The sequence below is a fragment of the Vibrio sp. 10N.222.48.A3 genome (genome assembly GCF_041475345.1).
Taxonomy (GTDB): Bacteria; Pseudomonadota; Gammaproteobacteria; order Enterobacterales; family Vibrionaceae; genus Vibrio; species Vibrio tasmaniensis_A.
Window position 1 is genome coordinate 1 of the sequence record NZ_JBFRVX010000651.1, and the last position, 4,665, is coordinate 4,665.

The window sequence follows — 4,665 nt, forward strand, 5'->3', positions numbered from 1 at the left end:
ATCAGTACTGGGACAAATGAGTAAGGCGTGATGTAGAACTGAACTTCCATTGCTTTAATGACAGAATCTACTTGGCTCATGTCAACGTTACCTGCGTAGTGAAAACCAAACGCAGTAAACATGATGCCAGTAATCACGTAGCTGATTAACGCAACTGGCAGCATGCCCTTGATGTGCTCAACCACTTCAACACCAGACATTGAAGAAGCCAGAATCACTGAATCAGAAAGTGGAGACATCTTGTCGCCGAAGTAACAACCTGACAGCACTGCACCTGCAGTAATCGGTGCTGGAACACCTAGGCCTTGGCCAATACCCATCATCGCGATACCTGCTGTACCCGCAGCGCCCCAAGAAGTACCAGTTGCCAATGCGGTTAGAGAACAGATAATCATGGTCGCTAAAAGGAAGATAGAAGGGTGGATAGCTTTCAGACCATAGTAAATGATAGTAGGTACGATCCCGCCTGAGATCCAAGTACCAACAAGAGCGCCAACGGCTAAAAGTATTAAAACCGCGCCTAAGCCATTGGATATTCCTTTGAGTGCCGCTTTTTCTAAGTCTTTGTATTCGTGGCCAAGGCGAATACCGAGAACCATGATAATGAACCAGCCAATATACAAGGCAAGTTGAATTGGAAGGTCAAGCTTTGCAGTAAAGGAAAAAGCAAGGGATAGAAATAATCCTAACGCGATGAATACCTGCAATAGGTTCGGTAGGCGAGTTTTACTCTGCTTCATAAAAGCCTCTTGTGATTTCGAGCATTTATAGTGCTTCGTTATGGTGTGTGGTGCAAAACGGACACTACAGTAATTAGTTTATTATATCGAAAAAATACATCCAAGTTGTGATATTTGACTGCTAACACAGTTAATCATGGTTTCATTATCTGAAATATTGTTAAATTCATGGTTCTTACATGTTGAAACTTGTCGCGCGTTGTTTTCGTTTTGTGAAGTATTATTCTGGATAGTATTGATTAAAAAGAGGGATTTACTGTTTGTGACGCGAGTGGGATTAAGCTGCTTTGGCGATGCAAATGTTTGAATTTGAGGATAATGGGCGTTTTATCAATGAGGTGGATATTAAATGTCGATACAGGGATAACTGCACGATTCATTGCGTTCACTTAAAAGAAACGAAAAAGTTACACTTTTTGACAAAAAGCACTTGAGTTCTGTTTCTGAAAAACTTATAGATGGGGGAGAGCAATTTTTAATTTATACATGGAGAGTGAGCGATGAGAGTAGGTCTAGTTGGTTGGCGCGGTATGGTTGGTTCTGTATTGATGCAACGTATGGTTGAAGAGAAAGATTTCGACTTGATTGAACCTGTTTATTACAGCACGTCTCAGATTGGTATTCCTGCCCCTGTTTTGGGTGGTAAAGATGCGGGTCTACTTCAAGACGCTTTTGATATTGATAGCCTAAAACAGCTTGATGCGGTGATTACCTGTCAAGGCGGAGACTACACCTCAAAAGTATACCCAGCACTGCGTCAAGCAGGTTGGAAAGGCTACTGGATTGATGCGGCTTCTACCTTACGTATGGACGCGGATTCAATCATCACTCTTGATCCTGTTAACTTGGCTCAAATCCAACAAGGTATCCACGGCGGGACTAATACTTTCGTAGGCGGTAACTGTACTGTGAGCTTAATGCTTATGGCTTTGGGTGGTCTATACGAGAAAGGCATGGTTGAGTGGATGAGTGCCATGACTTACCAAGCCGCTTCAGGTGCGGGCGCTAAGAACATGCGTGAACTGATCTCACAAATGGGTGTGATCAACGACAGCGTAAGTTCTGAGTTAGCGAACCCTTCAAGTTCAATTCTTGATCTCGATAAGAAAGTCGCTGATACCATTCGTTCATCTTCATTTCCAACCGATCAGTTCGGTGCTCCGCTTGCGGGCTCACTGATTCCTTGGATCGATGTGAAGCGTGAAAACGGTCAAAGCAAAGAAGAGTGGAAAGCCGGCGTTGAAGCGAACAAGATTCTTGGCCTAGATGGTCAGCCAATCCCAATTGATGGCACTTGTGTACGAATCGGTGCAATGCGTTGTCACGCTCAAGCACTAACGATTAAGCTTAAGCAAGATGTGCCTATGGACGAGATCGAAGAGATCATCGCGACGCACAATGATTGGGTTAAAGTGATTCCTAATGACCGAGACATCACTGCGCAGGAGCTAACACCAGCGAAAGTAACAGGCACAATGTCTGTACCAGTCGGTCGTCTGCGTAAGATGTCGATGGGTAACGATTTCCTGAATGCGTTCACGGTAGGTGACCAACTACTTTGGGGTGCTGCAGAACCACTACGCCGTACTCTGCGCATTATCCTTGCGGAGAAAGCGTAATCGGCAAGATTGCTTAAATTCTATTAGCTGATAAACCGAAAGGGTTGACGATAAACGTCAACCCTTTTTAGTTTATTGATATCTCGTTATTCGGCCCTCGAAACTGCCCTTAAACCTCTTCGCATCTCGAGTCTGCTTTTATTTCTCTTCTGTAATGACACGCTTGTCGGGGTCTGCCAATTCACTCGCACAGTGTTTGCAATACATAGCATCCGAATCATGGCCGGCGCGGTTACAGTTCGGACACTTTACCAACTCTTTGTGCGAGTTCATCTCATTGCTGAGCTCTGCAGTAATAATCCCTGTCGGTACCGCTAAAATAGAGTAACCCAATAGCATGGTCAGAGAAGCGATCGCTTTCCCTAACGCGGTTTGAGGGATCATGTCACCGTAGCCAACCGTCGTAATGGTTACGATTGCCCAATAAATACTGTGGGGAATACTTGTAAAGCCATTTTCTGGCCCTTCAATAACAAAGATAAGCGCGCCGAAGATAACAACTAAGATGCCAACTGTGCTGAAAAAGATCAGTATCTTTCGTCTTGCCATTAAAAGTGAACGTAACAGAATGTTTGAATCTTGCAGGTAGCGAACCAGTTTTAGGATTCGGAAGATACGCATCACACGCAGCAGCCTTACCACACCCATAAATGAAGCGCCTGGGAAGATGATCGCTAAGTAGGTCGGAAGAATCGCCAATAGGTCCACGACACCATAAAAGCTGGTGGCATAAGATTTTGGTTTCGGAGAACAATAGAGCCTTAACAAATACTCAAGAGTGAAGAGAGCAGTAAAAGTGTATTCAATATAACGCAGCTGCTGTGACCATTCGGTCATGACATTAGGGATGGACTCTAAGATCAGAACCAATAGCGAAGCCAAGATTGCAACGATCAGAGAAATATCAAATGCACGTCCGGCTGGCGTGTGAGTACCAAAGATAATGACGTACAAATGATGCTTGAGTGGCTTGCGTGACATAAGGAGAGATTCATCTTTTGTTAAATGCATTAACAGTCATTATACAAGCTTCATAATAACGAGGCGAGTGAAAGCCCAATTGCTTTACTCGCCTCATCTATATTGCAATATTGTTGCCCTTTATAGAGCAACGGATTACCGTTAAACGTTATGCCAAACCTGGGAACAAATTACGTAGGCCATTGGCGATGAACTCGATGCCCAATGCGCCAAGAATCAAGCCCATGATACGCGTGATCACATTGATACCCGTTTGACCTAAAAAGCGAACGATAACTGGTGCTGAACGGAACAAGAGCCAAGAGCAGGTTGCAAACGCGATGATGCTAATGCCAATTCCCACAGTATCAATGGCTGCAGGGTAACGAGATCCGTAAACAATGGTCGAGCTGATTGCCCCGGGGCCCGCCATTAATGGCATCGCAAGAGGAACAACACCGATTTGCTCTTTGCTGATGTATTCAGATTTCTCTTGTTTATTCTGCTTATCTTCACCGAGCTTACCGCTCATCATCGAAAATGCGATGCTCAATAATAGCAAACCACCTGCAACACGAAATGAATCCAGGGAGATGCTAAACATATCAAGCAGCATTTGCCCCGCGACAAGCGACACAATCAGGATAACGGCAACGGCAATATTTGCTTGTAAGGCTGTCCTGTTCCTCTCTTCTGGCGGCATATGTGCAGTAAGGGAAACAAAAACAGGCATGATGCCGATTGGGTTTACGGCAGCAACAAGCCCAAGGAAGAATTGCATAAAAATTGCGAGTTCTAAGCCTTGCATGAGAGCGATCTCCAGTTAGCGAATTTTAAGGTTGAAGGTTTGATTCGGTGAATAGTCTGAGCGCGTAATGTAAGGGACAAATCGGATTTGCACGAATGAAAAAAACTAACCTGAAATAGGGGATTATTTTTAGAAAAACTAATTGAATATCACTTTTGTATTGGCGGTGTTGCGAGTTGGTTGTTAGTGTTTCATTTTGTAATTTATTGTCGAGTAACTGTTAACTGCTGCACGAATTTAATAAAAATTATGTCAAAATCTAGCCCGTGCAACGGTATGGATATACTCTCAGTAGCACGAATATGGCTGTATACATGTAATTTAACTGACTAAAAATGAAACTTTTTTACAGTTTATGACTCTATGTAGAAAAAGCTTGTCTGTTTGCTTGTTTTTTGAACTGACGAAAAATGTGATTTTAATCTATATAAATCATCATCTTAAGCATGTTTTTGCGATTGCCTTACTACTTTTTGGTTAATTCTTTTTGGGTAACTGATCTGGGTCAATTTTTTTCACACTGTGAAATAATATACTC

General features: G+C 43.2%; 4 protein-coding genes. 1 reads left to right on the top strand and 3 read right to left on the bottom strand.

Going from position 1 to position 4,665, the window contains the following annotated elements; translation table 11 throughout:
- The coding region (locus AB4653_RS17760) for a Na+/H+ antiporter NhaC family protein (RefSeq protein WP_372104866.1) at positions 1-740 on the bottom strand (740 nt) is incomplete at its 3' end.
- Positions 741-1,240: 500 nt separating this feature from the next.
- On the opposite strand from AB4653_RS17760, the gene asd reads away from it, so the two are divergent.
- Positions 1,241-2,359: an aspartate-semialdehyde dehydrogenase gene (asd, locus tag AB4653_RS17765; protein ID WP_102257906.1), complete on the top strand. Its 1,119-nt coding sequence runs from the start codon at positions 1,241-1,243 to the stop codon at positions 2,357-2,359.
- A gap of 138 nt (positions 2,360-2,497) precedes the next feature.
- On the opposite strand, the gene AB4653_RS17770 is transcribed toward asd, so the two are convergent.
- Entirely contained in the window at positions 2,498-3,340 is an 843-nt protein-coding gene (locus tag AB4653_RS17770) for an ion transporter (RefSeq protein WP_102257969.1), read from the bottom strand.
- A 148-nt stretch (positions 3,341-3,488) separates the two neighbouring features.
- Positions 3,489-4,127 carry a YchE family NAAT transporter gene (locus tag AB4653_RS17775; RefSeq protein WP_004734056.1) on the bottom strand — a complete coding sequence of 213 codons (639 nt, stop codon included), beginning with the start codon at positions 4,125-4,127 and terminating at the stop codon, positions 3,489-3,491.
- Between the last annotated feature and the right edge of the window lie 538 nt (positions 4,128-4,665).